The 17,997-nt window shown below is 55.1% G+C and carries 18 protein-coding genes; 9 read left to right on the top strand and 9 right to left on the bottom strand.

Annotated elements, in window-relative coordinates; genetic code table 11:
- The first annotated feature begins 10 nt into the window (after positions 1 to 10).
- The 5 genes from AC2FIP_RS09750 to AC2FIP_RS09730 are packed head-to-tail and all read left to right on the top strand — an operon-like array spanning position 11 to position 5,121.
- Positions 11 to 1,381 carry a Rieske 2Fe-2S domain-containing protein gene (locus AC2FIP_RS09750; protein WP_496786188.1) on the top strand — a complete coding sequence of 457 codons (1,371 nt, stop codon included), beginning with the start codon at positions 11 to 13 and terminating at the stop codon, positions 1,379 to 1,381.
- Positions 1,378 to 2,010, top strand: a complete 633-nt coding sequence (locus tag AC2FIP_RS09745) for a hypothetical protein (protein WP_496749901.1) — start codon at positions 1,378 to 1,380, stop codon at positions 2,008 to 2,010. Before AC2FIP_RS09750 ends, AC2FIP_RS09745 begins: the two co-directional genes overlap by 4 nt.
- Positions 2,010 to 2,636 (top strand): hypothetical protein, encoded by a 627-nt coding sequence (locus AC2FIP_RS09740; RefSeq protein ID WP_496786185.1) that lies wholly within the window; start codon positions 2,010 to 2,012, stop codon positions 2,634 to 2,636. The genes AC2FIP_RS09745 and AC2FIP_RS09740 overlap by 1 nt, the downstream gene beginning before the upstream one ends.
- Positions 2,636 to 3,826 carry a YlbE family protein gene (locus AC2FIP_RS09735; protein ID WP_496786183.1) on the top strand — a complete coding sequence of 397 codons (1,191 nt, stop codon included), beginning with the start codon at positions 2,636 to 2,638 and terminating at the stop codon, positions 3,824 to 3,826. The genes AC2FIP_RS09740 and AC2FIP_RS09735 overlap by 1 nt, the downstream gene beginning before the upstream one ends.
- Positions 3,823 to 5,121: an amidase gene (locus AC2FIP_RS09730; protein WP_496786181.1), complete on the top strand. Its 1,299-nt coding sequence runs from the start codon at positions 3,823 to 3,825 to the stop codon at positions 5,119 to 5,121. Before AC2FIP_RS09735 ends, AC2FIP_RS09730 begins: the two co-directional genes overlap by 4 nt.
- Positions 5,122 to 5,143: 22 nt before the next feature.
- Here the strand turns inward: AC2FIP_RS09730 and AC2FIP_RS09725 are convergent, their stop codons facing one another.
- From AC2FIP_RS09725 to AC2FIP_RS09700, 6 genes are all read right to left on the bottom strand, one after another.
- Complete coding sequence (locus tag AC2FIP_RS09725; protein ID WP_496786179.1) at positions 5,144 to 6,076, bottom strand: AEC family transporter; 933 nt, start codon at positions 6,074 to 6,076, stop codon at positions 5,144 to 5,146.
- A gap of 92 nt (positions 6,077 to 6,168) precedes the next feature.
- A complete protein-coding gene (locus AC2FIP_RS09720) occupies positions 6,169 to 6,579 on the bottom strand; it encodes a RidA family protein (RefSeq protein ID WP_496691493.1) in 411 nt (136 codons plus the stop codon).
- 13 nt (positions 6,580 to 6,592) lie between these two features.
- Positions 6,593 to 7,090, bottom strand: a complete 498-nt coding sequence (locus AC2FIP_RS09715) for a sarcosine oxidase subunit gamma (RefSeq protein WP_496786177.1) — start codon at positions 7,088 to 7,090, stop codon at positions 6,593 to 6,595.
- A 1-nt stretch (position 7,091) separates the two neighbouring features.
- Complete coding sequence (locus tag AC2FIP_RS09710) at positions 7,092 to 9,962, bottom strand: 2Fe-2S iron-sulfur cluster-binding protein (protein ID WP_496786176.1); 2,871 nt, start codon at positions 9,960 to 9,962, stop codon at positions 7,092 to 7,094.
- Positions 9,949 to 10,206, bottom strand: coding sequence for a sarcosine oxidase subunit delta (locus AC2FIP_RS09705; RefSeq protein WP_496786174.1), 258 nt, complete (start codon positions 10,204 to 10,206; stop codon positions 9,949 to 9,951). Before AC2FIP_RS09705 ends, AC2FIP_RS09710 begins: the two co-directional genes overlap by 14 nt.
- A gap of 13 nt (positions 10,207 to 10,219) precedes the next feature.
- The gene (locus tag AC2FIP_RS09700; RefSeq protein ID WP_496698235.1) at positions 10,220 to 11,470 is read right to left on the bottom strand and encodes an FAD-dependent oxidoreductase; all 1,251 of its coding nucleotides are present in this window, start codon (positions 11,468 to 11,470) and stop codon (positions 10,220 to 10,222) included.
- A 356-nt stretch (positions 11,471 to 11,826) separates the two neighbouring features.
- Between AC2FIP_RS09700 and AC2FIP_RS09695 the strand changes: the two genes are divergently transcribed.
- Positions 11,827 to 12,615, top strand: coding sequence for a phytanoyl-CoA dioxygenase family protein (locus tag AC2FIP_RS09695; RefSeq protein WP_496786173.1), 789 nt, complete (start codon positions 11,827 to 11,829; stop codon positions 12,613 to 12,615).
- A gap of 43 nt (positions 12,616 to 12,658) precedes the next feature.
- On the opposite strand, the gene AC2FIP_RS09690 is transcribed toward AC2FIP_RS09695, so the two are convergent.
- Together AC2FIP_RS09690 and AC2FIP_RS09685 are read right to left on the bottom strand one after the other, a co-directional pair.
- Positions 12,659 to 13,708, bottom strand: a complete 1,050-nt coding sequence (locus tag AC2FIP_RS09690) for an aromatic ring-hydroxylating dioxygenase subunit alpha (protein WP_496786172.1) — start codon at positions 13,706 to 13,708, stop codon at positions 12,659 to 12,661.
- A 96-nt stretch (positions 13,709 to 13,804) separates the two neighbouring features.
- On the bottom strand, positions 13,805 to 14,734 hold the full coding sequence (locus AC2FIP_RS09685; RefSeq protein WP_496691486.1) for a LysR substrate-binding domain-containing protein: 930 nt from the start codon (positions 14,732 to 14,734) through the stop codon (positions 13,805 to 13,807).
- Between the two features lie 94 nt (positions 14,735 to 14,828).
- Between AC2FIP_RS09685 and AC2FIP_RS09680 the strand changes: the two genes are divergently transcribed.
- The 3 genes from AC2FIP_RS09680 (at position 14,829) to AC2FIP_RS09670 (ending at position 17,348) form a co-directional block, all read left to right on the top strand.
- Positions 14,829 to 15,914, top strand: coding sequence for a hypothetical protein (locus tag AC2FIP_RS09680; protein WP_496786171.1), 1,086 nt, complete (start codon positions 14,829 to 14,831; stop codon positions 15,912 to 15,914).
- 156 nt (positions 15,915 to 16,070) lie between these two features.
- Positions 16,071 to 17,027, top strand: coding sequence for a fatty acid desaturase family protein (locus AC2FIP_RS09675; protein WP_496786169.1), 957 nt, complete (start codon positions 16,071 to 16,073; stop codon positions 17,025 to 17,027).
- A 3-nt stretch (positions 17,028 to 17,030) separates the two neighbouring features.
- Positions 17,031 to 17,348 (top strand): non-heme iron oxygenase ferredoxin subunit, encoded by a 318-nt coding sequence (locus tag AC2FIP_RS09670; RefSeq protein WP_496691483.1) that lies wholly within the window; start codon positions 17,031 to 17,033, stop codon positions 17,346 to 17,348.
- Between the two features lie 30 nt (positions 17,349 to 17,378).
- On the opposite strand, the gene AC2FIP_RS09665 is transcribed toward AC2FIP_RS09670, so the two are convergent.
- Complete coding sequence (locus tag AC2FIP_RS09665; protein ID WP_496786167.1) at positions 17,379 to 17,987, bottom strand: glutathione S-transferase family protein; 609 nt, start codon at positions 17,985 to 17,987, stop codon at positions 17,379 to 17,381.
- Between the last annotated feature and the right edge of the window lie 10 nt (positions 17,988 to 17,997).

The following is a 17,997-nucleotide window of genomic DNA, read 5'->3' as shown; positions in this document are numbered from 1 at the left end:
GGAGGACGCCATGAATGACCATTTCGACGCCCCCAAAGGCGATTTTAGAGGCTATGACAAGCAGTCAGTTTGGGCTCAGAAACCCGACCCGGAGCTGACTGAGGTTGGCCCAGGCACCCCATGCGGTGAATATCTGCGCCGGTTCTGGATGCCGGTGGCAATGACAGATCAGGTTGGTGATCTGCCCTATCGTTTACGCATTCTGGGCGAAGACCTTGTACTGTTTCGCGAGAAGAAAGAAGGCAAGCTGGGGCTGACTCACTTGCATTGCTGCCACCGCAACATGAGCCTAGAGTTCGGGATCGTGGAGGATGGCGGCATTCGCTGCTCTTATCACGGTTGGAAATACGGGCTGGACGGCACCATTCTGGAGACCCCCTGCGAACCGCCCGCATCACAGGTCAAGAAAAAGGCCTGTTTGGGGGCGTATCCTGTGATCGAATACAAAGGGCTCGCCTTTGCCTATATGGGTCCTCCCGAAGCCCAACCTCCTTTCCCTGTAATGGACACTTTCGATGATGAGGATGACGAGCTGGTGCCCTACCTGATCAAATCCCCTTGCAACTGGCTTCAGGTCATGGAGAACGCCTGGGATCCGTTTCATGTGGTCTATCTTCATACGCTGGCCGTGCGCAGCCAATTCATCGACGCCTTCGCCGAAATGCCGATGATTGAGTTTCATGCCAGTGCCACTGGTGATTTTTACACCAATGTGCGGCGTGTAGATGACATAGTCTGGATCCGTATCCATGATCATATGCTGCCGTCATTTACCCAGAACGGTGGACATTTCCCAGTGCCAAACGGGCCGCGTTACTTTGGGCGTTGCGGGTTGTCGCGCTGGATCACACCCATTGACGACACGAACACCATGGTCATTGCCTGGCGTCATTTCCGCAACGCTGTTGCCAACGATGACCCGAAGGGCCTGACTGACAAAAGCAAAGTGGGCTTTGGCAAGACCGACTTCTATGGGCAGGATCCCGATCGCCCATATGAAATGCGGCAACGTGACCCTGGCGACTATGATGCCTGGGTCAGTCAGGGGCCCAAAAATATCCATGCGCGCGAAAATCTCAGCTTTTCCGACCGGGGGGTGGCCAAGGCGCGCCGGCTGCTGCGAAATGCCATCCGCGCGCTGCAAAACGGGGAACGTCCGACACAACCGTCTGACAATTTCTTCGGACAGATCATCCCAACCTACGCCGGTGATACGATGCTGAGAATTCCCGTGCAGGAGGGGCGCGACGATGGTGCAGTTCTCAAGGAGATCTCGCATCAGGTGGCCGAGATTTACATGTCCGGCGATCACTTGCAGGGCGATGATCGCAAAGCCTTCATCATAGAGGCACTAAAAACATACGAGGCAAGTTGGTCATGACCAAGCGTATCCCTCACAACCCTGGCCGGGTTGACTGGGCAGGTGAAAACCCGGGCATTTACCTCAAGCAGAACGCTGATCAGGAACAGTATGATACTCTGGCACTGTTTTTCCGCGTTGTGCTCTCGCCTTATGGTCGCGGTCACGCGGCAGTCATCTTAGGTGCACCGGATCGGGCGCAAGGTTGGCCACATGTTCCAAATCTGATCATGACCGACAACCAGCGTTTGATGCGTTGGATCGTGGATGGCTGGGTGACCAAAATGCCGACCTTCGTCGGCAAAGCGGGTCTAGAGGCGATGACCTGGCTCGACTGCGACAGTGTCGAAAAGCGTCCTGGCAATTTGAAGGCACGTTACTCAGAAACATTACGTGGATCAGGCGTCACGGTCGAAATGATCTGGCACGACATGGGTGCACCTTTGCCGGTCGAGGTGACCAAGGAAAACTCGGCCACCAAAGAGCATGAAATGTATTCGGTGTTTCTGGAAGCAAAATCCGCACAGGTCGTGATCAACGGTACGCCCCTGCCTGGCGTCGTTGCCGATCGGCAGTTCTTTGGCCGAACCATGAGCACGGCTTTTCTAGCCTTTTCGGAAACCTGGGTAACGCCACAGGAGGATCTGTGATGCCATTGAACGAGCCGGTCACACCGGGCACCGTAGATTGGACAGGTGAAAACCCGGGCATTCTGCTAAAAGACGACAATGGCGATTTCACAGCGATGGCTTTGTTCTTTCGCGTTGCCTGGTCGCCGGTCGGACAGGGTCAGGTATTGCTACTTTATGGGACACCTGATCAGGTTGAAGGACCGCCAGAGGCTCCAAATGTGATCCTCAGCGACAATCCAGATCTAACCACATTCCTGAAAAAGAACTTCATCAGCAAACTGGCTGCATTTGCCGATGCACCAGCATTTGCCACCATGCCTGAAATCGGCGCACAAGCTGTGCGAACCTCCGGCGATCCGATGAGCCACCGTTATACCGAGACAATAGTAGGTGAGAGCCTGACCGTCGAACTCGTCTGGGAGGGGCTCCAACCGCCACGGGCGCTGGAACTGTCGCCGCATGAGGTTGCCTCGGGCGAACAGAACATGTTTTCGCTACTCGTGCCGGCGCATTCGGCACAGATCATTGTCAATGGCAAATGGCTGCCAGGTAAGCTGGGAACAAGGGTACAGGCCGGCTACGAAACGACCACAGCGTTCCTATATTTCTCGGAGACATGGATCATCCCGCCGGAGGATCCGTAATGCTGCATCCTGCGGATCAACTCGCATTTGACAGGGCAATGGTAACACAGCCGGTCTGGAACCGGTTCAACACGGCCGCCGACGCGTTGGAGCTTGCGGAAAACACACTGCTTCATGCAGGGCCCGCCTTTGCCGATCCCAATCTAATCACGGCCCCGATCCTTAATTCAGCTTGCGTCGCAGCAGTCTGGCAGGGGCTTGCTCGGGATTTCGACCAAGCCGAGGCGATGATCCTAAATGGTGAAATCGAGTTGAAACCCGCGCAGGATCACGATCTTGTCACTCCTCTGGCCGCTGTTGTCTCGGCAGATATGCCGCTACACACAATTTATGATGCTTGGCGTGGGCAGCAACGTGTGTTCACACCGATCAATGCGGGCAGCCGCCCAGCGATGCGGCTGGGTCAGCGATCCAAGGCAGTGTTGGAGCACATCCGCTGGCTCAACACCCGATTTGTGGATGTGTTGGACAATGGGCTCGCCGAAGGTATCGCACTTGTGCCGCTGGCCGTGACTGGCCTGGTGGGGGGGGACGACTGCCATGGACGAACACCCGTTGCAACAGACGCGCTTGTCGCCGAACTGAAAGATCGTACCATTGGCGGGATCAAAGACGAAGAAGTGCTGGCCTTCATGGCCAGCTCGCCGTCGCTGTTTCTCAATCTTTGGATGGCAGCCACAAAATGCATGATGAAGTTGGCCGAAGGTGTCGAAGGTTCAAGTTTTGTCACTGCTGCCGGTGGCAACGGGCGCGAGGTTGGTATCCAGATTTCGGGCTTACCCGGCCAATGGTTTACAATTCAAGCCGATCCACCAAAAGGGAAATTCGAAGTCGATGTGCCCCAGGACAGGGCATTAGGAGCAATCGGTGACAGCGCCGTAATTGAGGCTTTCGGACTCGGCGCCATGGCCATCGAATTGAGCCCAGATCAGAAAAAGGGTCTGGGTGCCTTTCTGCCCGACAACGCTCAAGCGCGCAGTTCCGGCCTATCCGTAGGGACACATCCTTATTTTCGAACACTAGATATTCGACTAGGCAGCACGGCACGAGGCGCGGTGGCCGAAGGGTCGGGGCCGGTAATTGGTCTGGGTATCCTCGACAAGCTTGGCGAAGCTGGCCGGCTGGGAGGGGGTATTTATGACATGCCGGTCACCCCCTTCGCTGTGGCCATGGAAATGTTGGAGAAATGACGGAGTTAAACCGGTTCAGCGCGCATGAATTGGCCCGGTTGATCCGCGAGGGTGAAGTCAAACCGTCTCAGGTGATGGCGGCACATCTGGACCGAATTTCGCAACGGGAACCTGCGATCGGGGCGTTTCAGTACCTCGATGCGGATCACGCCATGGAGCTTGCTCACGCTGCCGATACACTTCCAATCAGTGGGCCGCTCCATGGCGTACCTTTTGTTATCAAAGACATTATCGACACAGAATCCTTGCCAACAGGTTGGGGCAGCGATCTTTATTCCGATCGACAACCAGGCAAAAACGCGACATGCGTCCAGACTTTTCTGAACGCAGGGGCGATCCCAATTGGCAAGACGGTCACAACCGAGTTTGCCTATTTTCGACCGGGCAATACTGTAAATCCGGCATGTCCTGGACATACCCCCGGCGGCTCTTCCTCCGGGTCTGCCGCTGCGGTCGCCGACTTCATGGCACCGCTCGCATTTGGCTCGCAGACAGCTGCCTCTTTGATCCGGCCGGCCGCTTATTGCGGTATCTGCGGCCTCAAACCAACCACCGGTAACTATGATCTGAGCGGGGTTATGGGCTTGTCAGGCAGCCTTGACACGCTGGGAGTTCTGGCAAGAGATCCGCGTGATCTGGCGTTGGCAGATGCCGTTTTGCGTGGAGCAAAACTGACACCGCCACCTGAATACGACGTTGCGTTGCCCCGGGTCAGCCTGATGCGTGGTCCCCATTGGGCGGACGGATCGATAGAGATGCGCGACACCTGCACACGTGCGCTGGCAGCCATTGCCGCGACCGGTGCGGAAACAGGTGAAATCACGCACCCGCCGATATTTTCCCGGCTTACACAGGCGCAAATAACCGTCATGGGGTACGAGGCAGCCCGCCTTCGCAAAACAGAGTACCAAATTGGCGTCCCCGGTATCAGCCAGCAATTCCACGATTTGATAGCCGATGGGCTGCTGGTTACAGAAGACGAATATCTTACTGCGGTTGAGACCCGTAACCGTGCATCAACTATGCTGGATCAAATGTTCCGCGACGTGGATGCGTTGTTGGTTCCCTCAGCTCCTGGTCCGGCACCGGCAGGGCTTGGCGCGACAGGTGACCCGGTGTTCTCGCGGATGTGGACTCTGCTTCAGGTGCCCTCAATCGCCCTGCCCTTTGGTGCGGATCACTCTGGGCTACCGCTTGGTATACAACTGATCGGCCCGTACGGAGCAGATAAGCGGTTGCTGGACATCGCCCAATGGGTGCACGGGATTCTGCAGGTATCCTGCCGAGCAGCATAAATCCCGCTCTCCGGATGCTGTATCAACCGACCAGCGGCAGCAGTATTGCCAAAGACAGAGGGATGCTCACTGCGGCGATCAGGGTTTGCAATGTGACAATCGCTGCCATCAAAGGGGCATCGCCACCCAGTTGCTTTGACAGCGTGTACGCGGATGCACCAGTTGGAACCACAGAATAAACGACAGCAATTTGCAGCACATCCCGGGGCAATCCAATCGCCAACCCAACCACCAGTACCGCTATGGGGAAGACCACCATCTTGCCTAAGAACGCAAGGATAAGCGGTAGCACACTGGCGGCCATAGCGCGCACTCTCAAATTTGCGCCTACGGCCAACAGGGTAATCGGTAAAGCCCCGGCCCCTAAAACGTCTGCTACATCATGTAAAACCGGGATCCGGTCACCGATCAGCTGGTTGGCGCCGAACGCAAGCAATATCGAAATAACATAAGGATTGCGGGCAAGCTCGCGCAGGATTGCAACAGGCAAACTGGTGGCATTGTCGCGTTGCAGTGCACCGACCAGCATGACCACCATTACGATATTGGTGGTCGGCACCAGTATCGCAGTCGCAAGAATAGCGATATCTAATCCTGTGGGACCAAAAAGATTTGCCGCCAGCGCCAGCCCGATGAATGAGTTATGCCGAGCGCTTCCCTGTAGTATCGATGTACCTTGCGGCGCCGCGAACCCAAAAAGGCGCGCACTTATGAAGGCAAAGATCAGCGCCGCAACAAACCCGCCCAGAATGGTAACCGAGTAAAGGCCAAGCGCGGATTTATCGAGTGGCGACAGCGAGATTTTGGTAAACAGCAGACAAGGCATCAGTACCCAATAGACAAGCTTGTCGTTCAGGTTCCAGAAATCGGTGCTGGGGATGCCGCCCTTTCGAAGAGCCAAGCCCAAAGCGATGATCAGAAAGATCGGCAGGATGGAAGTCAGTGTCGTCAGCATGGCGATCCGTGGGCAAAAATGAACACACCCAACCCGACACTTTCAAAGAGTGAAGATCAATGTCATTCGACGCCGAAATTGTACCTCGGTCATCAGGATGCTTCGGACTCGTCGTCTATGACGCCCATTGCATCGATTTCGACCAATAACGATGGATCAGCCAATCCCTGCACGACAACACCGGTCGAACAGTGGTGCACGCCGTCAAACCAGCGATTGATCACCTCGTAAACGGCGGGGCGATAGGAGATGTCGGTGACATAGACGGTAAGTTTGCAGACATCCGCCAAACTGCCTCCGGCTTCTTCCATCCAGCGCTGGATGTTGCGGCAGGCCTGATCTGCCTGTACGCCCGGATCGCCTTCACCAATCAATGTTCCGTCCAGCAGAGTACCAACCTGCCCCTGCATGAACACAAAATCACCTCGGGCCCGGATCGCTTTGGAATAGGTCGCCTGCGCGTGATAGCGGGTTTGGTACTTGTGGATATGTGTGCGGGTCATGACATCCCTTTCTTCAGGTGACGGCGCGAGCCAGATAGTCCTCTACCATGTCACTAAAGCTCTGTTCGACAGCGAATTCGAAACCATCCTTGCATCGCATCACCAATGCCTTGAGGCCAAACAGTTCAGTATAGGTGACAGCGTCTTTGCCGAATGCAGTGTCATGCAGATCCAACGGGCAGGCAATGGCCATCACTTCGCCCGCCTGCGGACCCACTACTTTGAAAAAGGCCAGAGTATCCGAAATCTGCACAATACTGATATTGGCGGGACAATCGGTAGGCTTGAGCTGTGCTCTCAACGTTTGTTCCAAATCCAGCGAAGCACGGGCGATCCAGTGGTCTCGCCCGATGTGATACAGCTCAATCGCATCTTTCTCTGTTCGTCTATTAGGCTTATCGGACAAACGGGGCAAAGCGTCCCCCACCCAGTTTTCAATCGCTGCCAATGCCCCTTTGAGATCGAACAGTGCGTTCAGACTCTGGTTTGTGATCTGTACGTCATAGCTCATCTCAGGACCTCAGTAATTTGCCGTCGGGGTCGTGGAACACCGGCTTGGTAATGGTGACCGGGATCACCCCATCTTTCAGGCGCACATGGGCGGATTCCCCATGCCGCGCGTGCCCGTTTTCCAGCAACGCCAAACCGACCCAACGGTCGTTCACCACACTCCAGACACAGGCGGTGACGAGCCCCTCGGTGGCTTCTTTTCGGCCTCCGGGGGTGAGCGGTGCACCTTCAGGCACTTGTCGATTGGGGTCTTCAGGAAGAATGCCAACCAGTTCTCGCCGGGTGCCGCCACCTTCACGACGCAGCTCAATCGAACGCTTACCCAAATAGTCAGGCTTCTTCTTCGACATGACCCATCCCATACCCAGATCGTGGGCATCTACAGTGCCGTCCACCTCATGCCCCAGTGACAGAAAGCCCTTTTCGACCCGCAGAACGTGGCTGGATTCCGAACCCACTGGCAGAATGCCAAAGGGCGCGCCCGCCTCGATCACTTTGTTCCACAGTGCGGCCATGTGGCGCGGCGCGACGTTGACCTCAAATGACAGCTCGCCAGTGAAACTGACACGCACGACGCGGGCCGGGATCCCAGCCACGGTGCCGTCGCGGAAAGACATGAAAGGAAAGGCCTCAGACGACAGGTCAATATCTGTTCCCAACGCCTGCATGACATGGCGTGCATGGGGCCCGCATATGGTGGCGTTGTTCCATTGGCTGGTCACAGTAGTGATCATGACCTGCCAGTCGGGAAACTCAGTCTGAAGAAGCTTTTCCATGTGCTGGTTGACCGCGTCTGCATGACCCGTCGACGTTGAGACCATCCAACGGTGTTCGTCCAGTCGAAAGACCACCCCGTCGTCCAGGATCAGCCCGTCATCAGACAGCATGAGACCATAACGCCCATCACCGGGTTTCAGGCTGGACATGACATTTGAGTAAAGAAAATCGAGAAAGTGCGGGACATCACTCCCTTTCAGCTCGAATGTGCCGAGGGGGGAGCCGTCATAGACGCCTACACCGTCGCGCACCGCACGACATTCGCAGTTCACAGCCTCCTGCAACCCTTCTCCAGGTTTGGGGAAGTATCCAGGACGCTGCCAACGGGCGCCAGCTTCGTACATCACCGCACCATTGTCCTTGTTCCACTGCGTGACCGGCGTGTGGCGGTAGGGGAACAGCACTGTCTCCTCGCGCAAGCCTCCGATCGCGCCAAAAGAAACTGGTGTGTAGGGAGAGCGAAAGGTTGTCGTTCCGACATCCTGCAAGGGCACACCCTTTTGCATCGCAACAGTACCGATAATGTTGATATTACCGATTTTTCCCTGGTCGATGCCCATGCCGCCGGTGGTATATCGCTTGACGTGCTCGACATTGTCATAGCCTTCACGCAGGGCCAAGTGTACATCGCTAACCGCCACATCATTCTGCAGATCCAGAAATGCCTTTCCACGTTGCCCCGCGACGTCTACGCGCCATAGCGGCTCGATGGCATAGGGGAGGTCCGAACCTCCTTCGATAATCCCGTCAAGCGTCAACTCTCCTGCGGCAGCTCCGACAGCGCGGCAAGCTTGGGCGGCCTGATCGGGTACGAAAGCGGACAACTCCTCATCAAACCGCAGAGTACTTCTGGATTGAGACCACAGATGCACGGTTGGGTTCCAACCGCCGGAATGGCCCAGCAGGTCACAATCGATCCAGGTCTCCGCCCCACTACTGACGGATACTGCACGTACCGCGCGCACCCGCTTGTGACCTCGCACACCTGCGGCGACGGTGCCTGTATGAACGGTGACGCCCTGTGCCATATCCAGTGCGGCTTGCGGCACTGTATCGCGACTGTCTAGGATTGCGACGACCAACACACCTGCTGCCATTAGGTCAGCTGCAACTGCGTAAACGCTGTTGTTGTTGGTAAAAAGAACAACTCGTTGTCCCGGAGTGACACCCCAACGATTGACATAAGCCTGTACTGACGAAGCGAGCATGACGCCCGGCCGATCATTGTCTGCAAAAACCATGGCGCGTTCGGTGGACCCGGTGGCGACAACCACCTCGTCTGCACGCACCCGCCAGCTCCGCTCCAAAATATTGCCTTCTAAGGGTTCCCGTTCATTCACAATCAAAAGATTATGTTCGCGATAGGCCCAGACCGTTGCATTTTGCAGATGGATAACGTTGCCCATCCCACGCAATTCTTCAACAGCTTCAGCCACCCAGTCCAATGCGGATCGCCCGTTGATTTTTAGATCCCGGTTTAACAGGCTGCCGCCCGCCTCTGTTCCCTCATCAGCAATGAACACACGTTTGCCAGCCCTGCCCGCCTCCAGCGCGGTCTGCAATCCGGCAGGTCCCGCACCAGCGATCAACACATCGGCATGGGCATGACGCGCTTCGAAGTGGCCCGAAGTAGGAGGTTGCGAGGGTGCTGCCGCTAGCCCCGCGGCTTTGCGGATAGATGGTTCGAACAGATGCCAGTTGGGCCACTTGAATGTCTTGTAGTAGAAGCCCGCTGGAATGAAACGCCCTAACAGCTGATTAACGCCACCAAGATCAAACTCGGGCGAAGGCCAGCAGTTGACTGAGCGGGCGCTCAGCCCATCGCGCAGCGGCACAGTTGTTGCCGGACGGTTACCCGATGAATCTTCACCGTCCAGCTCGACTAAAGTCGCCGGTTCCTCAGGTCCATGACCAACGATGCCGCGCGGGCGATGATATTTGAAACTGCGGGCTGTGATACGGACCTCATTGGCCAGCAAGGCCGAGGCCAGAGTATCTCCTTTGTAACCTTCATAGGTTTTTCCGTTAAACCGGAACGTCATTGGGCAGGTACGATCTATACGCCCGCCCGAAGCACGACGATTACTCTGAGCCATCGGGTGCCTCCACAATGTCATGGGTTCGGGTATCGCGCCAGATTGTCAGCCATTCACCGCAACCTCGCCCGTGCCACCATTTTTCCTGCACCGGTCCTAACGGGTTCGGTGCTACAGTCAGGTACTCAACCCATTCCGCGTCGCTCACGGCATTTGGATCAGGCCGATCGGCACCGACAGGGCCGCCAAAGATAAATTCACTTTCGCTACGCTTGCCGCAGAATGGGCAGGGGATAAGCAACATGGTCCTGTCCTCTCTATCGGGCGGTTGTGGTGCCGGCTTCCATCACAAAATCCAGATGACGGAATCGGTCGAGGGTAAATGAAGACATCAGCGGATGAGGCTGACCTTTAGCAACCAGATGGGCCAGGGTCAGACCGCCTGCCGGGATCGCCTTGTAACCACCCCACCAACCCGCCGTGATGAACAGCCCCGGCACTTCGGTCTGATCCATGATGGGCGAGGCGTCATGCGCGATATCCAGATGTCCGCCCCATTGTCGCATCAGCTTGAGCTTTTTGAATGACGGGAACAACGACAACATCGTCGTCACAGTATCTTCGAACACGTTTTGCTTGATGTCCCGGCGAAAGCTCTGGCCCATGTCAGGCGCGCCGCCAATTACCATTTCACCCTTGTCAGATTGACTGAAATAGAACCCGCTGTCGGGGCAATTCACGATCACATCGACCAACGGCTGGACTGGCTCGGAAACAAAAGCTGTCAGATTCATAGTTCGCAGCGGCAGCTTCAGCCCGGCGGTTTCCGTTAACGTTGTGGTATGTCCAGACACCGCTACGACAACTTTCTTGGCTCGAATGGTTCCGCGATTGGTTTCGACACCGTCGATCGCGCCGTCTGCACCTCGGATCAGCGATTGCACTGCGGTCTGCTGGTGGATCTCGACCCCCATCGCGTCCGCCGCTCGGGCATATCCCCAAGCCACTGCATCATGCCGGTTCACACCCGCATCGGTATGTACCATGCCGCAAATGATTGGCAGGCGAGCATCAGGTCCTCCGCCAGTCAGCGCGGGAATGCGACGGCGCAATTCGTCTGTATTGATCTGCTCGTAAGTTGAGCCGTAGATGTCCATGACCAATTGCCGTCGCCGAAGCTCTCGCAGCTTGGGCCAAGTCTGTACGACATCTACCATGGTGCGCTTTGAGTGCATCATATTGAAGTTCAGCTCTTGCGTAAGCCCTTCGTACATCGCGACTGATTTGACATAGAACGGGATCGACTCGTCCCGCATGTAGTTTGAACGGATTGTCACCGTATTGCGCGCGATGTTACCGCCGCCCAGCCAGCCTCGCTCCAGCACGGCGACGTCGGTAATGCCAAATTCCTTGGCCAGATAATAGGCAGTGGCCAGACCGTGACCCCCTGCCCCAATCACGACAACTTCATACTGGTCTTTCAGGGGCGGGCTTCGCCAGGCCAAAGGCCAGTTGCGATGGCCAGAGAGCGCGTTTCGAGCGAGTGAGAACACAGAGTATTTTTGCATGTTGGTAATTCTATTTACTAAGAAGCAATGTTCGTCAATAAATAAATTTACCTAAATGCAATCCCCGTTTTGGCGCGCCGCAGCATTTGAACGAGTCATCGCGCGCATCGCGTACATGACTTGTTGCGGTATTTGCTGGTTCGGTCAGGTTATTTCGGGTAGGGTGCGTCATGCAGGTTCGCATCAAACAGTTTCACCAAAACCTAGCCGGAAAATGGTCAACCCGGTCGAAGTGGCCCTGTTTCATCATAAACTGTCGCAGCTCTCCAACATCCTGACTCCATGAGAACTTAGGCGCATAGCGCCTGTTTTTTTACCGCCCTCAATCTCGGGTGGAATTTATGGATGGAAAAGCAATGACAACATCAACTGAAACTATGACGGTTCAGGATACCTATGCACGCGACGGTGTCGTGCTGCTAAGGGATATCCTATCTGACGAATGGCTGACCATACTGCGGCACGCTGTAGATACCGAAATCAAAAAGGGCGACCGCTATTTCGCCTACAAGAACATGCGTGAAACGCCGGGTGTGTTTCAGGACTATTGCCTGAAGTCGGATATCGGCCAGCGCGTGTCTCAGGTAGCTGGCAGCCCATGGACATCGCTGATCTATGACCAAATATTCGTGAAGGAGCCGGGAACGCAGACTCAAACCGGATGGCATACAGATCAGCCTTATTGGCCGGTCTCCGGCCCGATCATGACAATGTGGATCGCGCTTGACCCGGTCGACCCGGACAATGGAGCGCTGGAATTTGTACGTGGTTCACATGCGTGGGGGGCCAAGTACCGTCCGTTCAAAACCGATCAACTCGGTGGTTTTCTACACTATCTGGAACAGGACAATCCCGACTATATCGATATGCCAGATTTTGAGGCAAACCGCGACGACTACGACATCTTCCATTTTGAGAATATGCAGCCCGGTGATGCATTGGCCTTTGACGGGATGACCGTGCATTCTGCTATGGGTAACAGAACCACCACCCGTCGCAGGCGAGGGTATGCAATCCGTTTTGCCGTTGACGGAGCAACTTATGAGCCACGCGATTCCGTCACCGAATGGCTGCATGATGACAGTCTTAAACCGGGCGCGCCGTTTGCCGGTGGACGGTTCCCCGTCATCTACGAAACTGCGTAAATCTGCGGCAGAGGGCTGGATTTCCCAGCCCTCTGCCAAGATCTCAGGCCTTCCGCGCGACGGCCTCCTGTGACGTATTCTCGGCCTCGATAGCACGGTCAAGAACGCGTCGGAATTGTTTGGCGCCCGCATCGAGGCCCAAATCAATATTCGACGTGGTGGCGTTCTTCATACCTTTGTGGACTGCCTCCAGCACATCCTTATCCTCAAGAAATGCCATACGCGCACCGTCATTCATGTAGGTTGACACTTCGGCATCGTCGGCAAGGGAATTACGATGCTGGAACCAGAAATACCTCGTCCGATCCTCATCAATCGGGGTCATGAAATTATATGAGATATTGATGAAGGTTTCAGCAACCGGACTCTTGTCATACCCACCGGTTCCAACCGGCGTGTAAATGGACTTGTTCAACCCGATGGCAGGCATGCACATCTCATAGTGTTGCAAGCGGTCGCATTTGCCCCCGAACGCCACAAGCTTGGAATAGTAAGGTGAAGGCGGTTTGTTCTCAATCCAGCGCGACACGATTACACCGCGATCTGTCTTTTCCACGTTCAATGGTTCTTCGTCCGTCCCTGCCCCCGCAAACGAACTCACGTGCACCCAAGCCACATGGCTGGGATCAAGCAGGTTGTCACAGACCCAAAGGTAGTGGCAATCGATATCCATCACGCCACCATCCGTCATGCCCCAGGTTGTGTTATCGAAATTCTCAATGGGGAAAATCTTGTCAGGATTTGCCAGTGCCGGATCCCCCATCCAGATCCAGAGCAATCGATAGCGGTCAACCACCGGATAAGATCTGACAACCGCACGGCGTGGGGTCATCCCACGCTGGGTGGGGCTGTCTATGCACTTGCCCGAGCAGTCGAAAGTCAAACCGTGATAGCCGCACTCGACTAGATCGCCTATCAGATTGCCCTTTGACAAAGGCAGCTTGCGATGCGGGCACGCATCCTCCAGGGCAACCGGCGCGCCATCCTGCTGGCGATAAAGCACGACGTTTTCGCCCAGAAAGGTCTCGGCCTTCAATTCGCGACCAATATCTTTGCTCCATGCGGCAACATACCAGCAGTTTTTCAGATACATGATCCCGCTCTCCGTTCAATATCTAGCTTGCGCCAATATGGGGTAATTTCCCCGCACTTCGCCATGCTGGATTGGTAATGGGACATATAAGGTCTACTAATTTGACTCGTTTGCGAGCAGCGGGATGTCGGGTTGCGCTTTGGCTTCGGCATGAATCCAGTTCAGGAATTCGCTGACCTTTTGGCTATCCTTCGTCTCATGCCGCCGCACCAGCCAGTAGGACAAAGGCGATTGCGTCAAATGTGGGAACGGTCGCACCAATCGGCCATCACAGAGTGCGTCGATCACGAGCGGCTCACGACCGAGCGCTACGCCGAGCCCTTCGATTGCAGCTTGTACAACCATATTCGACTGCCCCAACCGACGTGTACGCAGCACTGTCGGCAAGTTAAGATCACATTGCCGGGCCCAGAATTCCCACGTCGGGTTAGCCGCACCATGACGTAGGTTTTCATCCACAAGCAGTGTGTGACGAGACAAATCTTTGATGCCATGAAGATCGGGTAACAGAGCTGGAGCACAGACAGGAAAAAGCCGTTCTTCCATCAACAGATCGGCCTGCAACCCCGGGTACTCACCCAGCCCATACCGAATGCCGATATCCGCATCGGCACCAGAAAAGGGGTGCTGCCCGGTATCTGTAGCGATCGAAATCGACAGGTCGGGATGCGCCAAATCAAAGTGAATAAGCCGCGGAAACAACCAGTTAAACGCAAAGCCCGGCAGACATGAAATGACTATTGTTCGGTCGCTGCGAGTTTTATCCCGCAACTGAGCGCAGACGTCAGAAATACGCCCCAATCCATCGGATATAGCCAGAGCCAGCTGTTCGCCCTCGCGTGTGGGACGTGACTGACGCGCACCGCGCACCAGCAATTCTCTGCCAAGCCATTCCTCCAGCGACCTTACATGCTGGCTTACCGCACTTTGACTTACACCCAGCTCTTCGGCTGCTGGCGAAAAGCCGGAATGGCGGACGACCGCCTCAAAAGCGCGAAGCGCCGAATATGGCAAATTCAGGATCATATTAGCTATCCTAATGTCAGGCATTACTTCTTTCAAATGGATTAGAGTCGATACAGGGCTCTAGATTTCTAAGATCAAATCTTTGGGGGTACTGATGTCCGACACAACGCCCGGGCTAGGAGCGCTAAACCTTCTGGTGAACTGTGCCCATGCAACAGCGGGCGACCGGTTGCTGATCGCCTACGAGCCTCCGCAGTTCGGGTATTTCGACTCAAATTGTGTAGACATCGTCAGCCAGGCGGCACAGCAGCTAGGGCTAATTGTTGATGCGGTTGATGTGGGTTTCAACCCTGACAACCCCCATCTCTCGCCCGACCTTCTTGTCCGATTTCGGGCTGCAGACATCATCCTGTTCTTGGCGCGCTTGGGCGATCAGTTGCGGTTTTCGGACATGCCGCGGGGCAAAAGGATCATTGTCAGTTTTGCGGTGAACAAAGAACTGCTGGGCTCGGGGTTTTCGAACGGCCACCACGATGCGTTTCTGGAACTCAAGTCAGACGTCAATGCGGTGCTTGATGCGGCAGACGAAGTCCGGATCACCTGCCCGCTGGGTACTGATGTACGTGGACACCCGATTATGGATCTGAAGCCCACTGGGGATACCTCGATCCTGCGCTTTCCAATGTCCGTCTTTACACCGGTTCCAGCACATAGTTTTTCTGGCAGGGTGGCCGTCAGTTTTCTTACCGGGACCGGGTCGAGGTATTATGACAATTATACTATCGAATTCGACGAACCGGTTTTTGCAATCATGGAAAATGGCCAGCTAACGCGGTTTGACGGCGACCCTGCTAATGTTGCAAGGGCTGAGGCCCACTATGATCGGGTTGCCGGGCAGTTCGACATAGCTCGTAATTTCGTACATTCATGGCATGCTGGGATTCACCCAGGCTGCGGATATCCCTGGGATATGCGAGAAAATTACGAAAGATGGGGCGGGTCTGCTTTTGGCAATCCGCGTATTCTGCATTTCCACACTTGTGGAGCTTATGCCCCCGGTGAAATCAGCTGGAACGTAATCGATCCGACCATTGTGATCGACGGCGAGACTTACTGGGACAATGGTGTTTTTCACGCTGAACGGCTGCCTGCTGGACCGTCAATTCTCGATCGCCATTCCTGCGCGGCGGCATTGTTTGCTGATCCTGATCTGAATATAGGATTGCGTGCGGTTGTCTGATCATTCCTAGCTTGATCGAATCGCGCCCAGATAGGATGATCTATTGTTAATAGGACCCGATCAAGTTGGTCTTATGGTGCGGAGCACTCCCGTCTCCGGTGCCGGTATGTACGAAGAGGGCAAGTCCCCCCGCACCGGCAAAATTATGGAACCCATATGTCAAAAGCTATCGTTACGCCGCTGACTCAGGCCTTGGCCGAAGGAAAACTCACGCGCGAAGAACTCAAAGGATTCATGCAACGTTCAAACGGACCGGGATTGCGCCATCTGGCGCTTTGGATCCTGTTGCTTGCGTTTACCACGACGCTGATAACACTTGCCTGGAACAGCTGGCTGATCTGGCTGGCAATGTTCCTTCAAGGCGTTGTCCTGGTGCATCATTTTTCGCTGCAGCACGAATGTGTGCATTACACCGTGTTTCGGACACGCTGGCTGAATGATTTGGTTGGTCAGATCTGTGGGCTGATCATCATTCTGCCGCACCGGTTTTTCCGGTACGAGCATTGCGACCATCATACCTATACCCAACTCACCGGCGAAGATCCTGAACTTATCCCTATGCCCAACACGATTGGACAGTATCTTCTTTACCTTTCAGCCCTGCCCTATTGGCGCGGTAAGTTCACCGAAGTGTTCCGACATGCCCGCGGACGGCTGAACGAGACAGAGTTGCGCTTTATCCCCAAGGTCGAGCACAAAGCGGTTTTTCGGGACGCGCGCAGGATGCTTGCCATTTACACCACCATTTTTCTAGCCATGGCTCTGACCGGCTGGTGGGGCCTGATCTGGTATTGGATCATTCCACTGTTTCTGGGGGAACCAGTTATGCGATTTGTGCGAATGACCGAGCATGTGGGGCGACCAACGGTTGCCCAGATGTCGGAAAACACCCGCACCAATCTGGTATCAACACCGATGGCCTTTCTGTGCTGGAACATGAACTATCACGCGGAACATCATTACGTTGCATCGGTTCCATTCCATTCGCTGCCGCGTTTGCATGAAAAGCTGAAGGATCACATTTTTGTCGAAAGAGGCGGCTACTTGGCAGCGCATCGTGACATTCTGCGGCAAATTTTGCGGCGTGAACCCGAGCAATCGGCAGAGGTTTGAGCGATGGGAAATGAGAAACCATGGCGCGACCTGATCGATGTTGCGAAGCTGGAAAAGAACTGGGTCACGCGCGTTGAGATCGGACCACGGCTAATTGCCGTTTATGATACGCCAAGCGGTGTTTTTGCCTCGCTGGCGCTGTGTAACCATGGCGGCGCTGATTTATGTGACGGCTACTTCGATGGACACGTGATTGAATGTCCGTTGCATCAGGGCGCGTTCGATGTACGAGACGGCAAACCCGTGTCAGCACCCGCAACGCGAGCAATGCGCATTTTTGACACTCGGGTCGAAAATGGAATGGTTCAGGTCAGGCTTTGAATGTGTCCACATACCTGTCAGCCATGTGCGTTAGGCAAGCGCCGGTATTCCGGGCATAGCCACATATCCGTGTAATGCTTCAACCCGTCGGATCCAATTTTGAACCGACGGGTACGGGGACAATGGAATGTTGCCCTGATAAGCTAACGCTGTGTACGGGTAACAGGCCAGATCCGCCAGGGTCAGCCTGCCACACGTCAGCCAAGGGCTGTCTGACAATTGCCGCTCCATGATCTCCAGCGACGCCTCGCCCAGTGATTGCGGTCCGATCAGATCAATATCCCGTTCAAATAAAACAATCGCTCTGGCTGTTGCCATGCCGTGAAATATCTCATTGACCGAGAATGAGAGCCACTGCTGAATCTCGCCGTGTTCTTCCGGTGTTCTGGGTCCCCAATTCTCAGCATCGTATTTCTGTGCCAGGTACAACATGATTGCCGTACTGTCGCGCAGAACAAATCCGTCATCATCGATAACAGGAACCTTGTGCAGCGGGTTTATCCGCAGAAACTCTTCCTGTGTCTGTTCACAGTTCAGCAGATCAATATCGATGAGCTGATATTCAAGCTTCAGCATCGACAACAACAATCGGACTTTGTGGCAGCTACCAGATAACTTGAAATCATAAAGACGTATCATTCGGGTCGTC

This window comes from Ruegeria sp. CDSB114 (assembly GCF_059611025.1).
The sequence above is the reverse complement of the archived record's forward strand: the minus strand, read 5'-3'. Positions and strand labels throughout refer to the sequence as shown.

Excerpts from the sequence above, each read along its gene's own strand:
- AC2FIP_RS09750 (WP_496786188.1), top strand. The coding sequence starts at position 11 with ATGAATGACCATTTCGACGCCCCCAAAGGCGATTTTAGAGGCTATGAC.
- AC2FIP_RS09745 (WP_496749901.1), top strand. The coding sequence starts at position 1,378 with ATGACCAAGCGTATCCCTCACAACCCTGGCCGGGTTGACTGGGCAGGT.
- AC2FIP_RS09740 (WP_496786185.1), top strand. The coding sequence starts at position 2,010 with ATGCCATTGAACGAGCCGGTCACACCGGGCACCGTAGATTGGACAGGT.
- AC2FIP_RS09735 (WP_496786183.1), top strand. The coding sequence starts at position 2,636 with ATGCTGCATCCTGCGGATCAACTCGCATTTGACAGGGCAATGGTAACA.
- AC2FIP_RS09730 (WP_496786181.1), top strand. The coding sequence starts at position 3,823 with ATGACGGAGTTAAACCGGTTCAGCGCGCATGAATTGGCCCGGTTGATC.
- AC2FIP_RS09725 (WP_496786179.1), bottom strand. The coding sequence starts at position 6,076 with ATGCTGACGACACTGACTTCCATCCTGCCGATCTTTCTGATCATCGCT.
- AC2FIP_RS09720 (WP_496691493.1), bottom strand. The coding sequence starts at position 6,579 with ATGACCCGCACACATATCCACAAGTACCAAACCCGCTATCACGCGCAG.
- AC2FIP_RS09715 (WP_496786177.1), bottom strand. The coding sequence starts at position 7,090 with ATGAGCTATGACGTACAGATCACAAACCAGAGTCTGAACGCACTGTTC.
- AC2FIP_RS09710 (WP_496786176.1), bottom strand. The coding sequence starts at position 9,962 with ATGGCTCAGAGTAATCGTCGTGCTTCGGGCGGGCGTATAGATCGTACC.
- AC2FIP_RS09705 (WP_496786174.1), bottom strand. The coding sequence starts at position 10,206 with ATGTTGCTTATCCCCTGCCCATTCTGCGGCAAGCGTAGCGAAAGTGAA.
- AC2FIP_RS09700 (WP_496698235.1), bottom strand. The coding sequence starts at position 11,470 with ATGCAAAAATACTCTGTGTTCTCACTCGCTCGAAACGCGCTCTCTGGC.
- AC2FIP_RS09695 (WP_496786173.1), top strand. The coding sequence starts at position 11,827 with ATGACAACATCAACTGAAACTATGACGGTTCAGGATACCTATGCACGC.
- AC2FIP_RS09690 (WP_496786172.1), bottom strand. The coding sequence starts at position 13,708 with ATGTATCTGAAAAACTGCTGGTATGTTGCCGCATGGAGCAAAGATATT.
- AC2FIP_RS09685 (WP_496691486.1), bottom strand. The coding sequence starts at position 14,734 with ATGATCCTGAATTTGCCATATTCGGCGCTTCGCGCTTTTGAGGCGGTC.
- AC2FIP_RS09680 (WP_496786171.1), top strand. The coding sequence starts at position 14,829 with ATGTCCGACACAACGCCCGGGCTAGGAGCGCTAAACCTTCTGGTGAAC.
- AC2FIP_RS09675 (WP_496786169.1), top strand. The coding sequence starts at position 16,071 with ATGTCAAAAGCTATCGTTACGCCGCTGACTCAGGCCTTGGCCGAAGGA.
- AC2FIP_RS09670 (WP_496691483.1), top strand. The coding sequence starts at position 17,031 with ATGGGAAATGAGAAACCATGGCGCGACCTGATCGATGTTGCGAAGCTG.
- AC2FIP_RS09665 (WP_496786167.1), bottom strand. The coding sequence starts at position 17,987 with ATGATACGTCTTTATGATTTCAAGTTATCTGGTAGCTGCCACAAAGTC.